The organism is Paraconexibacter algicola (genome assembly GCF_003044185.1).
Classification (GTDB): Bacteria; Actinomycetota; Thermoleophilia; order Solirubrobacterales; family Solirubrobacteraceae; genus Paraconexibacter; species Paraconexibacter algicola.
On the sequence record NZ_PYYB01000001.1, the window covers coordinates 2,158,900 to 2,174,920 of the forward strand.

Genomic DNA, 16,021 nt, shown 5'->3' on the forward strand with positions numbered 1-16,021 from the left:
GGGGCGGTGTGACAGAGTTGGCGCGTGTCCGAGGTCCGGGAACCGGCAGTCGACGGCGCGCTCGCCATCCTGCTGGTGGAGGACGACGAGGGCGACGCGCTCATCGTGCAGGAGGAGCTCGAGCTCGCCGGCAGCCGTCACGCGGTCACGCACGTCCGCACGCTCGCCGACGCGCAGGCGCACCTCACCGCCGCGCGACCGGACTGCGTCCTGCTCGATCTCGGGCTGCCGGACTCCCGCGGCTTCGACGGGCTCGCGGCGCTCCAGCGGCTGACGGACGCCGCGTTCGTCGTGCTCACCGGCCTGGCCGACGCCGACCAGGGCATCACCGCGCTGTCGCACGGCGCCCAGGACTACCTCGTGAAGGGAGCGGTCGACGGCCCGCTGCTGCTGCGCGCCGTCCGCTACGCCGTCGAGCGCCGCGCCGCGGAGCGCTCCACCACCGCGCTGCGCGAGGCGGAGATCGCCGCGCTGGAGAACGCGCGCCTGGAGCGGGGGCTGCTGCCCACGCCGCTCGTGCGCGACCCGGCGGTCCGCGTGCACACCGCATCCCGTCCCGGGCGGCGCAGCGGCGTGCTCGGCGGGGACTTCTACGACGCGGTCGAGACCGACGACGGCCGCCTGCTGCTGCTCATCGGCGACGTCTGCGGGCACTCCGCCGACGAGGCGGCGCTCGGGGCCAGCCTGCGGATCGCGTGGCGCGCGCTCGTGCTCAGCGGCGTCCCGACCGAGGAGACCTTCACCGTGCTCGACCGGGTCCTGGCGTGCGAGCGGCACGACCCGACGATCTTCGCCACCGCGCTGATGCTCGCCGTCGAGCCCGACCATCGCACCGCCCGCGCGTGGGTGGCCGGCCATCCCCGCCCGCTGCTGCTGGGGCCGGGAGCCGCCGAGCAGCTCGCCGCCCGCGCGCAGCCCCCGCTGGGCACGGGCTTCGTCACCCGCTGGGACGCCAGCGCGCTGACCCTCCCGGCGTCGTGGTCGCTGCTGCTGTTCACCGACGGGCTCTACGAGGGCTTCGACGACCCGCACGGGAGCGGGGAGCGGCGGCTCGGCGAGACCGGCCTGGCGCGCCTCGTCGACGCGCAGCCGCCGCGGGACCGCGACGACCTGCTCGGGCTCGTCGCCGCGGTGGAGGAGCGCAACGGCGGACCGCTGACCGACGACGTCGCCGCGCTCCTGGTGTCGGTCGGCTGATGCGGCGCGGCACCCTGACCACCGGGCGCGCGTTCGCGATCGCCGCGACGCTCCTGGCCACGGTCGCGGTGCTGTTCCTCGTCGTCGGGGCGCTCGCCCTGAACGGCCTGCAGGACGCGCGCGTGCAGCTCGTCGACCGCGTCGATCCCGCCCGGGTCGCGGGCGGCGATCTCACCGTGGCGCTGCTGGACGAGGAGACCGGGGTGCGGGGCTACGTGCTGACCGCGCGCGAGTCGTTCCTCGAGCCGTTCCGTCGCGGCGAGCGCGCCGAGCGGGACGCCCAGCAGCGGCTGTCCGGGCGCATCCGCCAGATCGGGGATCCGGCGGCCGCCGCTGCGCTGCGCCGCGTGCTCGCCGCCGCGGACCGCTGGCGCGAGACCTACGCGCGACCGGCGATCGCGGCCGCCCGGCGCGGCGACGCGGGCAGCCGTGAGGTCACCACGGTCACCGAGGGCAAGGCGCGGTTCGACCGCGTCCGCGCCGCGCTGCGCGGCCTGCAGTCCGAGCTGCAGCGCGTGCGCACGGCCGCCCGCACGGACCTGCGCGACAACGCCGGGACGGTCAACGGCGTCGTCTACGGCTTCGGGATCCTGCTGCTGCTGAGCCTCGTCACCACGGCGGTCGGGCTGCGCCGCGGGCTCACCGCGCCGCTCGGGCGGCTCGGCCGCCAGGTGCGCATCGTCGCCGACGGCGACTTCGCCGCGCCGGTCACGGTCGCGGGCCTCGCGGACATCCGCCGGCTCGGCCAGGACGTCGACTCGATGCGCGAGCGCATCGTGCTGGAGGTCGACCGCGTGCGCGCCGCCAACGAGGAGCTGCAGGAGCAGCAGCACGCCCTGGAGCGGTCCAACGCCGAGCTCGAGCAGTTCGCCTACGTCGCCTCGCACGACCTCCAGGAGCCGCTGCGCAAGATCGCGAGCTTCGGGCAGCTGCTGCAGCGCCGCTACGGCGGGCAGCTCGACGAGCGCGCCGACCAGTACCTCGAGTTCCAGGTCGACGGGGCGCGGCGCATGCAGACGCTCATCAACGACCTGCTCGCGTTCTCGCGCGTCGGGCGCCTCACCGACGCGCGCGAGGCCGTCGACCTGACCGCCGTCGTCGCGCAGGTGCAGCTCGCGCTCGCCGCCGCCGTCGAGGAGTCCGGGGCGCGGATCGAGGTCGGCGACCTGCCCGTGGTCCAGGGCGAGCCCGGCCTGCTGACCCTGCTGCTGCAGAACCTCGTCGCCAACGGCATCAAGTTCCGTCGCCCCGACGTGCCGCCCCGCATCGTCCTCTCCGCCCGTGTCGCGGACGGCATGCACGAGATCACCTGTGCGGACAACGGCATCGGCATCGAGGAGGAGTACGCCGAGCGGATCTTCGTGATCTTCCAGCGCCTGCACACCCGCGAGGCCTACGAGGGGACCGGCATCGGCCTCTCGCTGTGCCGCAAGATCGTCGAGCACCACGGCGGTCGCATCTGGCTGGACACCACCGCGCCGGGACCGGGGACCACCCTGCGCTTCACCCTCCCCATCGACCAGGAGCCCACACCATGACCGCCGAGCCGATCGACATCATCGACATCCTCCTCGTCGAGGACGATCCCGGGGACGTCCTCATGATCCGGGAGGCGTTCGAGGAGAACAAGGTCCGCAACCGGCTCTCGGTCGTCGCCGACGGCGTCGACGCGATCGCGTTCCTGCGCCGCGAGGGCGCGTTCGCCGACGCGCCCCGCCCGGACCTGATCCTGCTCGACCTCAACCTGCCGCGGCGCGGCGGCCGCGAGGTGCTCGAGGACATCAAGTCCGACCCGACGCTGCGGTCGATCCCCGTGGTCGTGCTGACCACCAGCAGCGCCGAGGAGGACATCCTGCGCTCCTACGACCTGCACGCCAACGCCTACGTGACGAAGCCCGTCGACTTCGAGCGGTTCATCGAGGTCGTCCGGCAGATCGACGACTTCTTCGTCACCGTGGTGCGCCTGCCGCCGGGCGGCGCGGCCTGATCAGGCTTCCTCCTCCTGGGCGCGCCACTGCAGCAGGAAGCCGGCGGCCATCAGGAGGATGATCAGGAAGCACAGCAGCGCGGCGGCGCTCGCGCCGGCCTCGACGCGGAAGAACGTGCGGCCGAAGCCCAGCGCCTCGACCGCGCCCGGGGTCGAGCTGATGCGGCCGTCCAGGTCGATGGTCGAGCCGAGCCCGGCGTACGCCCAGCGCGCGTAGACCGCCTGGGCGAGGCCGTTCGCGAGCCCGGGCATCCGCTCCAGCGGGATCACTGCACCCGCGAACACGAGCTGCGGGATGAGGACGAGGGGCACGACGCCGGCGGCCTGGTCGACCGACCGGGCGAGGGTGGACACCACGAGGCCGAGCCCGACGCTCACCCAGGTGGTCAGGACGAGCAGGCCGACCAGCACGAGGATGTCGCCCGCGTCGACGTCGAGGCGGTGCACGATCAGGAGGACCGCGACCATCAGCAGGGTCTGCACGGCGGTCAGCGCGAACAGGACCGTCGCCTTCGCGAGCACGTACGCGTCCGAGCGCAGCCCGACGTCGAACTCGCGCTCGATGATCCCGCGCTCCTTGACGATCTCCCGGCAGGAGGACGTGATCCCCAGCCAGATCGCGCCGGTCATGAGCAGGAACACGACCATGACCGCGTTCGCGGGCTCGCCGCCGGGCCGGTCGAACGCCCCGCCGTGGAAGAGCAGGGTGAGCAGCAGGCCGATGATCGGCGCCTGCAGCAGCAGGATCCGCAGCGTGCGGGTGTCGCGGACGAGCGTGCGGCGGTAGCGCGCGACGAGCACCGCGTACTCGAGCCAGAAGCCCCGCCGGGCGACGCCGCTGCGCGGCGGGTCCAGCTGCGCGGGCACGTCCGGGGCCTCGTCCTGCCCGCCTGCGGCGCGGCGCAGCGCGTCCACCGCGGTGTCGGCGCTGCGCGTGATCGACAGCGACCCGCGGTCCATGACCGCGACCTGGTCGCAGAGGTCGAGGCTCGCGGTGGCGTGCGTGGAGACGACGACCGCGCGGCCCTGGTCGGCGAGGTGGCGGAGCATCAGCATCAGCCGCCGCTCCAGGACGGGGTCCAGGCCGCTCGTCGGCTCGTCGAGGAGCAGCACGCGCGGATGGCCCACGAGCTCCATCCCGCAGGCGGCGCGTCGCCGCTCACCGCCGCTGAGGTCCCCGACGCGCGTGTCGGCCTGCTCGACCATGTCGAGCTCGCGCAGCACGAGCCGCACGCGCTTCTCGACGTCGGCGTTCTCGTCCAGGCGCAGGCGCGCCGCGTAGCGCAGCGCCTCCGCGACCGTGAGCCGCCGGTGGACGGTCTCGCGCTGGGGCACGTAGCCGAGATCGGCGGTGCGGCGGACGGCCTCGTCGCCGTCCAGCGACACCGATCCGGCCGTCGGCTCGACGATCCCGGCGAGGATCTTCAGCAGCGTCGTCTTGCCGGAGCCGCTCGGCCCGACCAGGCCGGTCAGGGTGCCGGGGACGACCGCGAGCCCCGCCGGGCCGAGGATCCGGCGACCGTCGGGGAGGACCATCTCGACGGCTTCCGCGCGCAGCACGCGGGCGAGCCTATCGGCGGCGCCGCCCCGGACGCGGCACGCCACGCCGCCGCGCCGCGAGCGGCCGATCCGTGGGCGCTCGGCCGCTCAGCGCGCGAGTCGCCGCTCGTGCTCGCGCCGCGCACGGAGCTGCTCGGCGCGCGCCAGCACGTCCGGTCGCGCGCGCCCGGCGCGCTCGCGCTCCTCGATCCGCGCGAGGTCCCGGGCGTCGAGCGCCTCGAGACGCGGCAGGATCTGGCACGCGTGCAGGTCGTCGTAGCCGGGGATCGGCACGGGGATGGCCGCCGCGGCGGCCGCGCGGGCGGCGTCGGGCTGGGGATCCATGTGCTGCGCGTACCCGGTCGGGCGCGTGACACACCTCACCCCACCCGGGTTTGCCGCCCGCCGCCCCGGCGATACGGGGGCCATGCCGTCCGACACCGCCGATCCCGCCCCGTCCGCCGCGGAGCTCGTCCGCCAGCTCTCGCAGGAGACCTCGACGCTCGTGCGACAGGAGCTGCGGCTCGCCCAGCTCGAGCTGCAGGAGAAGGGACGGCGCGCCGGGATCGGCGCCGGCCTCGTCGGTGGCGCGTCCGGCGTCGCGCTGTTCGCGCTCGGCGCGCTCGTCGCCGCGGCCATCCTGGGGCTGGCCACCGTGGTCGAGCCGTGGCTGGCGGCGCTCGCGGTCGCCGGTGCGCTGCTGCTCGCCGCCGCCGGCCTCGCGCTCGCCGGCCGCCGGCAGGTGGCGCGCGCAGTGCCCCCGGCGCCCGAGCGGGCCGTGCAGAGCGCCCGGACCGACGTCCACACCCTCAAGGAGGCCGCGCAGCGATGAGCACCCCGGACCCCACGCCCTCCCCGGCCCGGACCGTGGAGGAGGCGCGCGAGCAGATCGAGGAGACCCGCGAGGAGCTCGCGGAGACCGTCGAGCAGCTCGCCGCGAAGGCCGACGTGAAGGCGCGGGCGGCCGACAAGCTCCAGAACGTGCGCGAGGCGACGCCCGATCCGGGTGGCCTTCGCCGGCGCATCGCGGGCGACCCAGCGAGGGCGGGCATCGTCGCCGCCGTCGCGGCAGGGGTCGTCGTCGGCGTCCGTCGCAGGCGGCGATGAGCCTCCCGCACCGTCCGGCCGGCGCCTCCGACGACGCCGTCGAGGCTGCCGGCCGGATGACGGAGGCGCTCGAGACGCTCGAGCGCGCCCGCGGGCACCTGTACGCCTTCCACCAGCTCACCGGGTCCTCCGACCTCGCGCTGGACGACGTGGTCGAGCTGCTGCGCGCCGACGGCCGCGACGCGCTCGCCGACGACCTCGAGCGCGAGCTCGTCGGGCACAACGTCCTCGCGGGCCGCTGGACCTTCCAGCTCGTCGAGGAGTTCGACGACGGCCACTACGCGCTCTTCCGCGAGCACGAGCGCCGCGTGCGGGACGAGCTCACCGGCGGCGTCCGCCACGTCCACGAGGCGGAGATGAAGGAGCGCCGCCGGACACCGGGCCGCCCCGGCCACGAGGCCACGCCCGACGAGGCGGGCGGCTGAGGTGGGCCGCCGGGCCGGGGTCGCCCTGGACGTCGACGGCACGCTCGTGGACAGCGTGCACCACCACGCCGTCTGCTGGCAGCGCGCGTTAGCGCAGCTCGGGCACGACGTATCCGCCGCGCGTGCCCACCGGCACGTCGGCATGGGCGGCGACCAGCTGGTCGAGGCGCTCATCGGCGCCGAGGGCGAGGCCCGTGACGGTGACGCCCTGCGCGCCTCGCACGACGCGCTCTTCGCGATCGACCTGCCGACCGTCCGGCCGCTGCCCGGCGCGCGGGACCTGCTGGTCGCACTCGCCCGCGAGGGTGCCCCGGTCGTCCTGGCGAGCTCTGCGTCCGAGGACGAGGTGCGCCACTACCTCGACCTCCTCGACGCCGACGATCTCGTCGCGGGATGGACGACGGCAGACGACGTGGACGCCACGAAGCCTGACGGCGCGCTGCTGCAGGTGGCGTGGCGTACGCTCGGCACCGAGGCGGCCGTGATGATCGGGGACAGTCCGTGGGACGTGCTCGCCGCGCAGGACGCGGGGATGCCCGCGATCGGCGTCGACGCGGCGGGGTTCGGATGCGCGAGCCTGCGCGAGGCGGGCGCGGCGCTCGTGGTCGACGGCCTGCCGGACCTGCTCGACCGCGTGCACGACGAGCCGTTCGTGCAGTGGCGCGACGGGGCGCGCTCAGCCGTCTGAGGCGGCGAGCGCGTCGGCCGCCGCCTGTCGCGCCTTTTTCCAGCTGCCCGCCGACGCGAGCACGGACCCGAGCGCCGGGAGCTCCGCGTCGGCGGCGCTGAGCCGCTCGTAGTCGAGCATCCGCAGGCGCGCGACGGGGACCTCGACGCGAGCCGCGACGGTGCGCAGCGCCTCGGCGACCACGAGCGGGTCGGCGGCCTCCGCGTCCTCGCGCCGCGCCGCGTTGGCGAGGACCCCGGCCGCACTGCCGGAGCTCACCGTCGCGGGGTCGACGTCGGTGCGGGCACGGCCCGCGGCGATCCCCAGCCGGCAGTGCGGGCAGCGCATCCGCTGGGCCGGGAACGGGCCGTCGGCGTCGTCGCCGATCGGCAGCAGGCAGTGTGGGCAGTGCGCGGTGGCCACGACCGCGGGTGTGCCCGGCGCGACGCCCGGCAAACATGGATTCACGGGGTGCCCTTCGCGGGGGCGAGCACGACGATCATCGCGTCGTCGTCGAGGTCCTCGCCGCCGGCGTCGCGGATCGCGCCCTGGATGAGGCTGAGCGTACGCGCCGGGCTCGCGCCGCGGGAGCGTCGCGCGAGCTCGCGCAGGGCCGCGGCCGAGAGCGGCGCGCCGTCGAGCCCGCTGACGCCGTCGGACAGCAGCAGGATGCGCTCGTCCGGCCGGACGACCCGGTGCGAGGTCGGGATCGTCTCGGGCAGCGGGTCGGTGGCCAGCTGCGGCAGCGCGTGGTCGCGCAGGGTGGTCAGCCGGCCCTCCGCGTCGGCGAGCACGGGGTGCAGGTCGCCGGCGGCGACCCAGAACAGCGTCGAGGTGGTGGCGTGCCAGCGGGCGACGAACGCCGAGCAGCGGACCTCGTCGCCGCCGATGCTGCGGATCGCCGCGTCCATGTGCTGGATCGCGTCCCGCGGCGTGGAGCCGACGGTCCGCGCCGCGCGCAGCGCGCCGAGCGCGACGGCGCTCGTCGCCGCCGCCCGCGCCCCCGAGCCGAGCGTGTCGACCGCGGCGATCCACGCCCCGTCCTGGTTCTCGGCGTGGTCGAACCAGTTGCCGCCGTTCTCGTAGGCGGGCAGGACGTCCCCGGCGAGGCGCAGCCCCGACAGCCGCGCGAGCCGCGGCGGCAGGCACAGCTGCTGCGTCTCGGCGGCGGCGGTGGTCTCCTTGCGGCGCCGGGACGCGGCGATCACGTCGCTGAACGGCTCGCTCATCGCCAGCGCGATCCCGGCGTGCCGGGCCATCTCCTGCAGCAGGCCGGCGTCCTGCGCGTCGAGCGCGAGCAGCGCGCCGGTGGCGCGGCCGCGCACGACCATGGGGGCGATCGTGACCGACGGCAGCGTCGCGGAGACCGCCTCGTGCAGCGCTTCGATGCCCTCGGCCGGGATCTCGGGGCCGGCGGCGAGCCGGACCACCATCTCCTCCGGGAACTCCAGCGAGCCCGCGGCCCGCAGCAGCCGCGTCCCGCCGATGTCGACCAGGTACAGGGCGACCGCGCGCGCCCGGCTGTAGCGCTGCGCCTCGCCGACGATCTGCTCGGGCAGCTGGGGCGGGGCGACCCGGTCCAGCAGGGCGGGGATGTCCAGCGGGGCGGGGGAGGGGGCGTCCGCGGCGGGCCGGCGGACCTGCGACGCGCGGGTCTCCTCCGCCTCGGTGACGAGCGCGGCGATCGTCGGGTAGTGCCGGTACACCGTCGCGCGTGCGACGCCCGCGCGCCACGCGACCGCCCCGGCGGTCGGCGTCTCGCCGTCGTCCAGGAGGGAGATCGTGGCGTCGAGGATCGCGGAGCGGTTGCGCACGACGTCGCGGCGGTCGGAAGCCGTCATGACGCTCCTCATGCCACGCACCTGGCGCCTGAAACCTGGACCTGTCACATTTCGGATCGCACGGCGTCTCAGTTCGCACGACCGCGGGCGAGGTGCGCTTGCATGGAACGTGTCGTGGGTCCTCAGGTCTGGTTTTCCGTCACCGCCGCCGCGCCCCGGGAGGGTGAGGTCGAGCTGCGCCTGGCCGGCGACCTCGACCTCGCGACGACGACCAGGCTCCGCGCCGCGGTCGACGAGGCGATCGGCGACGGGGGACGCGGGACGGCGCTGGTGCTCGAGCTCTCCGAGCTGCGGTTCGTGGACTCCACGGGCATCCGCGTGATCCTCGACCTCCGCACCGAGCGGCTCGCCGACGGCGGCCGGCTGATCCTCCGCGCGCCGACCCCGGCGGTCCTGCGCGTGCTCGAGCTGATGGCGCTCGACACGGTGCTCGAGATCGAGCGCGGCAGCACCCCGGCGACGGACTGACGCTCGCACGCCCGGGTAGCCGCCCGGCATGACCACGACCACCTCCGGGCCGCACGGGTCCCCCTGGCTCGCCGCCCTCGACCCGATCCCGCCCCGACCGGCGCTCGTCGCGCCCCTGCGCGTCGACGTCGCCGTCGTCGGCGCCGGGATCGTCGGCCTGACGACCGCCCTGCTCCTCGCCCGCGAGGGCGTCCGGGTCGCCGTGCTCGAGGCCGACCGCGTCGGCGGCGGCGTCAGCGGCGCCAGCACCGCGAAGGTGACGTCCGCCCACGGGCTCGCCTACGACGAGCTGGAACGCCGGCACGGCAGCGACGCGGCCCGCACCTACGCGCAGGCGCAGGAGGGCGCGCTCGGGTGGATGCGTGACCACGTGCGCGACCGCGCCATCGCCTGCGACTGGCGCGCCCGCGACGCGTACACCTTCACCGAGGACCCGGACTGGCGCGAGGACCTCGAGCGCGAGGCCGACGCCGCCCGACGCGCCGGCCTGCCGGTCGCCGACGCGGCCGAGGTCCCGGAGCCGTTCCGGGCCGTCGCCGGGCTGCGCGTCCTGCACCAGGCCGAGTTCCACCCCACCCGATACCTGCTCGCGCTCGCCGCGGAGGTCGAGGAGCTCGGGGGCGCCGTCCACGAGCGCTCCCGTGCGACGGGGGTCAAGGAGGCCGACCCGTGCGTCGTGACCCTCGCGACCGGCGCCGAGGTCACCTGCGGCCAGGTGGTCGTCGCGACGCACGCGCCGTTCCTGGACCGGGGCGGGTACTTCGCGCGGCTCGCCGCCGAGCGCTCGTACGCCGTCGCGCTCGCCGCCCCGTCCGGCAGCCTGCCCGACGGCATGTTCTACGCGACCGGGGACCGGACCCGCTCGGTCCGGGTGATCCCCGGCGACCGCGAGGACCTCCTCGTCGTCGGCGGCGCCGGCCACAAGTCCGGCCAGCGTCGCGCCGACGACGCCCCGTTCGAGGAGCTCGCCGCCTGGGGTCGCGAGCGCTTCCGCGTCGGAGCGGTCCGCCACCGCTGGTCCGCCCAGGACCTGCACTCCGTCGACGGGCTCCCCTACGTCGGCCACTACTGGGCCGCGTCGCGCAGGCTGTGGGTCGCGACGGGCCTGCGCAAGTGGGGGTACACGAACGGGACCGCCGCGGCCATGGTCCTCGCCCAGCGCATCCACGGTCGCACCCACCCGTGGGCGGGCCTGTTCGACGCCGACCGACTACGTCCCATCGCCGCCGGGCCGCGGTTCGTGCGCGAGAACGCGAACGTCGCGCGGCGCATGATCGGCGACCCGCTGCGCACGCGGCTGCGCGCCCCGGCCGTGGAGGACCTCGAGCCCGGCCAGGGGCGGATCGTGCGTCGCGAGGGCCGCAAGGTCGCCGCGTACCTCGACGAGGACGGCAGCACGCTGCACCTCTGCTCCGCCACCTGCACGCACCTGGGCTGCGAGCTGCGGTTCAACGACAGCGAGCGGTCCTGGGACTGCCCCTGCCACGGCTCGCGCTTCGACACGCGTGGCGCGGTGCTCGAGGGCCCGGCGGTCGACCCGCTGGAGCACGCCGAGCACGCGCGCGACGTGCCGGCGAGGCGGGCCTAGGCGTTCGGCGGCTTCGGGATCGGTGCGGCGCTCAGGGCTCGCGCCGCGTGGGCCAGCACGTGGGCCATCGCGTCCCCCGTGCTGTGCGTCCACTCCCGGTCCCCCGTCGTGCGGTACTCCTCCTCGCCGGGGCCGGGCCCCTTGTTCCAGTACGTCCAGGCCTGGCCCGGAACGGTCAGGCCCAGGTCGATCGCCGCTCCGGCGATCTCCGCGATGCAGTGGTGCGCCCCGTCCTCGTTGCCCACGACCACGACGCCCGCCACCCGGTTGAAGAGCACCGGCACTCCGTCCTCATCGGTCTCCGCGATCATCGCGTCCATCCGCTCGAGGGCCCGCTTCACGACGCTCGACGGCTGCCCGAGCCAGGTCGGGGTGCCGAAGACGACGATGTCCGCGGCGAGGATGTGCTCGCGAACCCCCGGCCAGTGGTCCCCGTCGGAGACCGCCTCCGACACCACGCCCGGATCGATCCGCCGGTCGACGAGACGGATGTGCTCGCACGTCACGTCATGCTCGGCGAGTCGGTCCGCGACGTAGCGACAGAGCTCCTCGGTGCTCGACGGCTCGGGAGAAGGCTTGAGGGTCGCGTTCAGGAAGATCGCTCGCATGCCCGCCGACTACCCGGGTAGCCGCCGCCGATGCGAGCACTCACATGGCACGACCGGCGCGACGTCCGAGTGGACACCGTCCCGGACCCCACAATCGAGCACCCCACCGACGCGATCATCGAGGTCACCTCCAGCGGCCTCTGCGGCTCCGACCTCCATCTGTACGAGGTCCTCGGGCCGTTCCTGCAACCCGGCGACATCCTCGGTCACGAGCCGATGGGCATCGTGCGGGAGGTCGGCTCGGAGGTCACCCACATCGCCCCCGGCGACCGCGTCGTCGTCCCGTTCAACATCTCCTGCGGGCACTGCCTCATGTGCGACGACGGGCTTCAGACCCAGTGCGAGACCACCCAGAACCACGACCAGGGGACCGGCGCCGACCTGTTCGGCTACACGAAGCTCTACGGGCAGGTGGCGGGCGGCCAGGCCGAGTTCCTGCGCGTACCGCAGGCCCACTACGGTCCCGTGAAGGTGCCCGACGGTCCGCCGGACGACCGCTTCCTGTTCCTCTCCGACGTCCTGCCGACCGCTTGGCAGGCCGTCGAGTACGCCGACGTGCCGGACGGCGGCACCGTCGCGGTCATCGGGCTCGGACCGATCGGAGAGATGGCCACCCGCATCGCGCAGCACCGCGGGTACGACGTGCTGGGCCTCGACCTCGTCGAGGACCGCCTGCGCCGGTCCGCCGGGCACGGCGTCCGCACGATCGACATCAGCGAGCACGACGGCGACCTCGCCGACGCCGTCCGGGAGGTCACGGGGGGCCGCGGCCCGGACTCGGTCGTCGACGCGGTCGGGATGGAGGCCCACGGCTCGCCCGTCGGCAAGGCGGCGCACACGCTCGCAGGACTCCTGCCCGACAGGATCGCCGAGAAGGTCATGGAGACCGCGGGCACGGACCGCACCGCCGCCCTGCATGCCGCGATCGACATCGTGCGTCGCGGCGGCACGGTCTCGCTCTCCGGGGTCTACGGCGGGATGGCGACGCCGATCCCGCTCCTCCAGGCCTTCGACAAGCAGCTGACCCTCCGGATGGGCCAGGCCAACGTGAAGCGATGGATGGACGACCTGCTGCCGCTCGTCTGCGACGACGCCGACCCGCTCGGGACGGAGTCGTTCGCCACCCATCGCGTCCCGCTCGAGGAGGCGCCTGCCGCCTACGAGACCTTCCAGAAGAAGGAGGACGGGGCGTTCAAGATCGTGTTCGCCCCGTGACGGCGCGCCGCTCGGCGGCCGGGACCTCGGCCCGGGTCACGGCCGTGACGAGCGGACCGATCTGCCGCTGCAGCAGCCGCTGCATCTTCTCCTCCTCGCGCCGGTGCGACCGCGCGAGCTTCGCGGTGTCGCGGTCGCCGAGCTTCTCGGCGACCGCCTCGATCACGTCGTAGTGGGCGATCTCCTCGGCCTCGTTCCAGAGCGCGTCGCGGACGAGGCGGAGATCGTTGTCCATCGGGCTCGTGCCGCGCAGCGCCTGGACCGGGCCCTTGGCGGCCGCGGCCGCCCGGTTGGCCGCCGACGTCGCGACCGACGCGACCTCCGACAGGACGTCCGGGCCGGGCAGGTCGGGGCCGGCGCTCGCCTCCGCGCCGAGCTGCTTCATTCGCTTCTTCAGCGCCCGCGACTGTCCGCGCGTGACCTTCAGGTGCTCCTGCAGGCCCTCCTTGAGCTGCTTGCGGTCGGCGACGCGGATCTGCGCCGCGAGCGCGGTCTCGAGCTGCTGCTCCTTGCCGAACGCCTCGTCGAGGTACTTCGCGATCAGCGCGTCGCGGGCGGGGGTGGGGTCGGACTTCGCCATCTGGGGTCGCTCCTCGTTGTCGGTCGGGCGGGATGCCCGCCGCTCCCGCGTACCCGTGCGTCCCGGAGGGAACCGCCGTCGTTTCGGCCGATCCCGTGTGGGTAGCCGCCGGGTCCGCACGATCCATCAACTCCACGAGGAGGCCCACCATGGCAACGATCGCCCGCGACGTGATGACGTCCGACTGGACGTCGGTCACCACCGAGGACACCGCGCAGATCGCGGCCCGGACCCTGACGTCGGAAGGCGTCGGCGCCCTGCCGATCTGCAGCACGGACGGCAGGCTCGTCGGCGTCGTCACCGACCGCGACATCGTCACCCGTCTGGTCGCCGAGGGGCGCGACCCGGCGCAGTGCTCCCTCGGGGAGTTCGTCTCCGACGAGGTCGTGACGATCGGCGCCGACGACGGCATCGAGGAGGCGATCCGCACGATGATCGACCACGGGGTCCGCCGTCTTCCGGTCATCGACGGCACGGAGCTGGTCGGCATGGTCGCCCAGGCGGACCTCGCCCGCGAGGTCGACGCCAATAGCGCGGGCGAGCTGCTCGCCGGCCTTTCGCGCGACTGACCCCGCGCGCTCGACGTCCGCCGGGCCCGGCCGGTCCGGCGGCGTCAGACGACCCGCAGGTGCAGGCGCTGCCGGCCGTCGCGGCCGGTGCGCACCTCGGTCGCCGCGAGACCGGCGAGCACGCGACCGTCGCCGGCGTCGAGGTCGAGCAGCCGGTGCGGCACGCCTGCGTCGAACGGCCCCGCGAGCAGCTCGATGCCCCCGTCGACGATCCGCACCGCCAGCTCCAGCGACCCGCCGGGCAGGACCGCCTCGCAGTGTCGGCCCAGCGCCTCGCCGACGAGCACGGCCTCCTCGACGCGATCGATGCCCAGCGTCGTGTGCGCGGCGAGCGCCCGCACGAACCGCGGCACGAGCGCGTCCGCGAGCGGGCCGCACGCGACCTGCAGGCGCGCGCGGGAGATGGTCGGGTCGGTCACGCGGGCCGCCGCGGGAAGCGCATGCGGACCTCGTGCGCCCCGTCCGGGGCGACGCCGATGTGCAGGTCGTCGGTGAGCGCGCCCATCAGCGGGAGCCCGACGCCGAGGCCGGGGGAGTCGGTCCGCGGGACGATCCCGGTGCCGTGATCGCGGACCGCGATCGTCGGATGCCCGTCGTCGACGCCGCCATGGACCTCGAGCAGGCCGGGCTCGCGGTCGCGGTAGGCGTGGATGACGACGTTCGTGCACGCCTCGATCGTCGCGATCTGGATGTCGTCCAGCTGCTCGCGCGTGACGTCCCAGCGACCCTCCAGACCTTCGAGCAGATGCCGCACGCAGGTGATCGCGTCGGCGTGTGCCGGGAGCGTCAGCTCGAAGGCGGTGCGGGACTCCACGGAATGCAGTGTGCCCGGTGTCGGCGAAACGAGGCATCCGACCCGCCGGGGTTTCGCCCGGACGTCCGGGTGGAATAGCGCCAGAAGGCCACCGAACCCTTGGAGCGACGACGTGCACGAGACCAGCGCAGCACCCCGCGGACACGGCCGGGCCCGTGAGCAGGACCTCCTGCGTCGCTACCACGAGCACGGGGACTTCGCTGCCCGTGACGCGGTCGTGGAGCGCACGATGCCGCTCGTCCACCACGTCGCCCGGCGCTACCAGAACCGGGGCGAGCAGTACGACGACCTCGTCCAGGCGGGCGCCGTCGGCCTCGTCAAGGCGGTCGACCGCTTCGACCCGTCGCGCGGCATCTCCTTCACCTCCTTCGCGGTGCCGAACATCGCCGGCGAGATCCGCCGGCACTTCCGCGACAAGGGCAACACGGTCCGGCTCCCGCGCGACATCCAGGAGCGCGCCGCCGCCCTGCACAAGGCCGGTCAGGAGCTCGAGGGCACGCTGCAGCGCCCTCCGACGACCGCCGAGCTCGCGGAGGCCGCCGGCATGACGATGGACCAGGTGCTCGACACGCTCGTCGCGCAGCAGCGCCAGGACGTGCAGAGCCTCGACCGCGAGATCGGGGAGGACGCCAGCGGCCACGACCGTCACGGCGAGACCGAGTCCGGCTACGCGCGCGTCGAGGACCTCGAGGCGCTCCGTGGCGGCATGCGCGCCCTGCAGGAGCGCGAGCGGCGCATCGTGCACCTGCGCTTCTACGACGGCCTCACCCAGTCGGAGATCGCCGAGCGGATCGGCATCAGCCAGATGCACGTCTCGCGCCTGCTACGCCAGGCGCTGCAGGACATGCGCCGCGCGATGGCCGAGCCCCAGGCGCCGGAGCGACTGCTGCGCGAGGCGTGATTGCGTCATCCGTCGGCGGGTAGCCGCCGCGGATGGCCCAGCACGAGCCCTTCCCCGATCCCGCCTCCGCTCCGCCGCTGCGGGGCTATGCGTTCCTGACCGCCACCTTCGCCGGGCTCGCGGTCGTCGGGGGGGCGCTCGCCGGGCGCGCGGGTCCCTCCGTCGAGCTGCAGGCGCGTGACGTCGCGCTGCTGGGGGCAGCGACCTTCAAGATCAGCCGCCTCGTGACGCGCGAGCACGTCACGACGGTCATGCGTCGCCCGTTCACCCGGCACGCCGGACCCGACGGCGACCCGACGGAGGTTCCGCGCCGTGACGGGCCCGTCCGGCAGGCGCTGGGCGAGCTGCTGCTGTGCCCCTACTGCCTGGATCACTGGGTCGCGGCCGGCTTCGTCATCGGTCTGCACCGGGCGCCGGACACGACCCGCGCGGTGGCCGCCGTCTACGCGGTCACCGCGGTCGGTGACGCCGCGCAGCTCGCGTGGCGGGCCGCGCAGGCCCGGGCGTGAGGTCGC

The 16,021-nt window shown here is 74.8% G+C and carries 21 protein-coding genes; 13 read left to right on the forward strand and 8 right to left on the reverse strand.

Features of this window, described 5'->3' with window-relative positions:
* The first annotated feature begins 24 nt into the window (after window positions 1-24).
* From C7Y72_RS10125 to C7Y72_RS10135, 3 genes are read left to right on the forward strand one after another with little or no spacing between them, the layout of a single operon-like run.
* Entirely contained in the window at window positions 25-1,197 is a 1,173-nt protein-coding gene (locus C7Y72_RS10125) for a PP2C family protein-serine/threonine phosphatase (RefSeq protein ID WP_107568620.1), read from the forward strand.
* Window positions 1,197-2,735: a sensor histidine kinase gene (locus tag C7Y72_RS10130; RefSeq protein ID WP_107568621.1), complete on the forward strand. Its 1,539-nt coding sequence runs from the start codon at window positions 1,197-1,199 to the stop codon at window positions 2,733-2,735. Before C7Y72_RS10125 ends, C7Y72_RS10130 begins: the two co-directional genes overlap by 1 nt.
* Window positions 2,732-3,184: a response regulator gene (locus C7Y72_RS10135; RefSeq protein ID WP_107568622.1), complete on the forward strand. Its 453-nt coding sequence runs from the start codon at window positions 2,732-2,734 to the stop codon at window positions 3,182-3,184. Before C7Y72_RS10130 ends, C7Y72_RS10135 begins: the two co-directional genes overlap by 4 nt.
* Here the strand turns inward: C7Y72_RS10135 and C7Y72_RS10140 are convergent, their stop codons facing one another.
* Window positions 3,185-4,744 (reverse strand): ABC transporter ATP-binding protein/permease, encoded by a 1,560-nt coding sequence (locus tag C7Y72_RS10140; protein WP_107568623.1) that lies wholly within the window; start codon window positions 4,742-4,744, stop codon window positions 3,185-3,187. It abuts the gene before it with no gap.
* An 87-nt stretch (window positions 4,745-4,831) separates the two neighbouring features.
* Window positions 4,832-5,068, reverse strand: a complete 237-nt coding sequence (locus tag C7Y72_RS10145; protein ID WP_107568624.1) for a hypothetical protein — start codon at window positions 5,066-5,068, stop codon at window positions 4,832-4,834.
* Window positions 5,069-5,150: 82 nt separating this feature from the next.
* Between C7Y72_RS10145 and C7Y72_RS10150 the strand changes: the two genes are divergently transcribed.
* From C7Y72_RS10150 to C7Y72_RS10165, 4 genes are read left to right on the forward strand one after another with little or no spacing between them, the layout of a single operon-like run.
* A complete protein-coding gene (locus C7Y72_RS10150) occupies window positions 5,151-5,555 on the forward strand; it encodes a phage holin family protein (protein WP_107568625.1) in 405 nt (134 codons plus the stop codon).
* Window positions 5,552-5,830 (forward strand): DUF3618 domain-containing protein, encoded by a 279-nt coding sequence (locus C7Y72_RS10155; protein WP_107568626.1) that lies wholly within the window; start codon window positions 5,552-5,554, stop codon window positions 5,828-5,830. Before C7Y72_RS10150 ends, C7Y72_RS10155 begins: the two co-directional genes overlap by 4 nt.
* Window positions 5,827-6,255 (forward strand): hypothetical protein, encoded by a 429-nt coding sequence (locus C7Y72_RS10160; RefSeq protein WP_107568627.1) that lies wholly within the window; start codon window positions 5,827-5,829, stop codon window positions 6,253-6,255. The genes C7Y72_RS10155 and C7Y72_RS10160 overlap by 4 nt, the downstream gene beginning before the upstream one ends.
* Before the next feature lies 1 nt (window position 6,256).
* Window positions 6,257-6,943, forward strand: a complete 687-nt coding sequence (locus C7Y72_RS10165) for an HAD family hydrolase (protein WP_107568628.1) — start codon at window positions 6,257-6,259, stop codon at window positions 6,941-6,943.
* On the opposite strand, the gene C7Y72_RS10170 is transcribed toward C7Y72_RS10165, so the two are convergent.
* Window positions 6,932-7,345 (reverse strand): hypothetical protein, encoded by a 414-nt coding sequence (locus C7Y72_RS10170; RefSeq protein ID WP_107568629.1) that lies wholly within the window; start codon window positions 7,343-7,345, stop codon window positions 6,932-6,934. The two genes, C7Y72_RS10165 and C7Y72_RS10170, sit on opposite strands and share 12 nt — an antisense overlap.
* 41 nt (window positions 7,346-7,386) lie before the next feature.
* Entirely contained in the window at window positions 7,387-8,763 is a 1,377-nt protein-coding gene (locus tag C7Y72_RS10175; protein ID WP_158276778.1) for a PP2C family protein-serine/threonine phosphatase, read from the reverse strand.
* Between the two features lie 102 nt (window positions 8,764-8,865).
* On the opposite strand from C7Y72_RS10175, the gene C7Y72_RS10180 reads away from it, so the two are divergent.
* Together C7Y72_RS10180 and C7Y72_RS10185 are read left to right on the forward strand one after the other, a co-directional pair.
* Window positions 8,866-9,231: an STAS domain-containing protein gene (locus C7Y72_RS10180; RefSeq protein WP_107568631.1), complete on the forward strand. Its 366-nt coding sequence runs from the start codon at window positions 8,866-8,868 to the stop codon at window positions 9,229-9,231.
* Between the two features lie 28 nt (window positions 9,232-9,259).
* Window positions 9,260-10,819 (forward strand): FAD-dependent oxidoreductase, encoded by a 1,560-nt coding sequence (locus tag C7Y72_RS10185; RefSeq protein WP_107568632.1) that lies wholly within the window; start codon window positions 9,260-9,262, stop codon window positions 10,817-10,819.
* Here C7Y72_RS10185 and C7Y72_RS10190 read toward each other — a convergent pair.
* The gene (locus C7Y72_RS10190; protein WP_107568633.1) at window positions 10,816-11,427 is read right to left on the reverse strand and encodes a flavodoxin family protein; all 612 of its coding nucleotides are present in this window, start codon (window positions 11,425-11,427) and stop codon (window positions 10,816-10,818) included. The genes C7Y72_RS10185 and C7Y72_RS10190 overlap by 4 nt on opposite strands.
* Window positions 11,428-11,457: 30 nt before the next feature.
* Between C7Y72_RS10190 and C7Y72_RS10195 the strand changes: the two genes are divergently transcribed.
* Complete coding sequence (locus C7Y72_RS10195; protein ID WP_107568634.1) at window positions 11,458-12,642, forward strand: zinc-dependent alcohol dehydrogenase; 1,185 nt, start codon at window positions 11,458-11,460, stop codon at window positions 12,640-12,642.
* Here C7Y72_RS10195 and C7Y72_RS10200 read toward each other — a convergent pair.
* The gene (locus C7Y72_RS10200; protein WP_107568635.1) at window positions 12,620-13,222 is read right to left on the reverse strand and encodes a DUF892 family protein; all 603 of its coding nucleotides are present in this window, start codon (window positions 13,220-13,222) and stop codon (window positions 12,620-12,622) included. The two genes, C7Y72_RS10195 and C7Y72_RS10200, sit on opposite strands and share 23 nt — an antisense overlap.
* Window positions 13,223-13,371: 149 nt before the next feature.
* On the opposite strand from C7Y72_RS10200, the gene C7Y72_RS10205 reads away from it, so the two are divergent.
* Window positions 13,372-13,791: a CBS domain-containing protein gene (locus C7Y72_RS10205; protein ID WP_107568636.1), complete on the forward strand. Its 420-nt coding sequence runs from the start codon at window positions 13,372-13,374 to the stop codon at window positions 13,789-13,791.
* A gap of 44 nt (window positions 13,792-13,835) precedes the next feature.
* Here the strand turns inward: C7Y72_RS10205 and C7Y72_RS10210 are convergent, their stop codons facing one another.
* Complete coding sequence (locus tag C7Y72_RS10210; protein WP_107568637.1) at window positions 13,836-14,210, reverse strand: hypothetical protein; 375 nt, start codon at window positions 14,208-14,210, stop codon at window positions 13,836-13,838.
* Window positions 14,207-14,605 carry an ATP-binding protein gene (locus C7Y72_RS23235; protein ID WP_233243798.1) on the reverse strand — a complete coding sequence of 133 codons (399 nt, stop codon included), beginning with the start codon at window positions 14,603-14,605 and terminating at the stop codon, window positions 14,207-14,209. The genes C7Y72_RS10210 and C7Y72_RS23235 overlap by 4 nt, the downstream gene beginning before the upstream one ends.
* 112 nt (window positions 14,606-14,717) lie before the next feature.
* Here C7Y72_RS23235 and C7Y72_RS10220 point away from each other — a divergent pair, with 112 nt between their 5' ends.
* Together C7Y72_RS10220 and C7Y72_RS10225 are read left to right on the forward strand one after the other, a co-directional pair.
* Complete coding sequence (locus C7Y72_RS10220; RefSeq protein WP_233243799.1) at window positions 14,718-15,506, forward strand: SigB/SigF/SigG family RNA polymerase sigma factor; 789 nt, start codon at window positions 14,718-14,720, stop codon at window positions 15,504-15,506.
* Between the two features lie 32 nt (window positions 15,507-15,538).
* Window positions 15,539-16,015 carry a DUF1360 domain-containing protein gene (locus C7Y72_RS10225; RefSeq protein ID WP_107568640.1) on the forward strand — a complete coding sequence of 159 codons (477 nt, stop codon included), beginning with the start codon at window positions 15,539-15,541 and terminating at the stop codon, window positions 16,013-16,015.
* The last annotated feature ends 6 nt before the right edge of the window (window positions 16,016-16,021 follow it).